This window comes from Bacteroides sp. ET71 (assembly GCF_023336905.1).
Taxonomy (GTDB): domain Bacteria; phylum Bacteroidota; class Bacteroidia; order Bacteroidales; family Bacteroidaceae; genus Bacteroides.
The window spans coordinates 1-253 of record NZ_JAMBLS010000182.1; the positions used below are offsets into that span (position 1 = coordinate 1).

The following is a 253-nucleotide window of genomic DNA, read 5'->3' on the forward strand; positions in this document are numbered from 1 at the left end:
ACCCAAAGCGTTCAGGTCCTGTCGGGGTATCTTGACGTTGGAGAAAAAATACGGCCGCGACCGTCTGGTTGCGGCTTGCGCATGTGCGGACCAGAAGTTGCAATACGGGTATCAGGCCTTGCGCGAGGTGCTTGAACTGGGAGAAGACGCGGATTTCCTTCCCGATGAGGACGGGAAAGTACAGCCCGACATGACTTCCCCGGCTCCATTGACCTACAAAAACATACGTGGACGTGAATATTACAGAAAGGAC

Annotated in this window: 1 pseudogene; it reads left to right on the plus strand. The window is 54.2% G+C overall.

Going from position 1 to position 253, the window contains the following annotated elements:
- Positions 1 to 253 (plus strand): annotated as a pseudogene (locus M3090_RS15785) (IS21 family transposase); the annotation flags it as partial.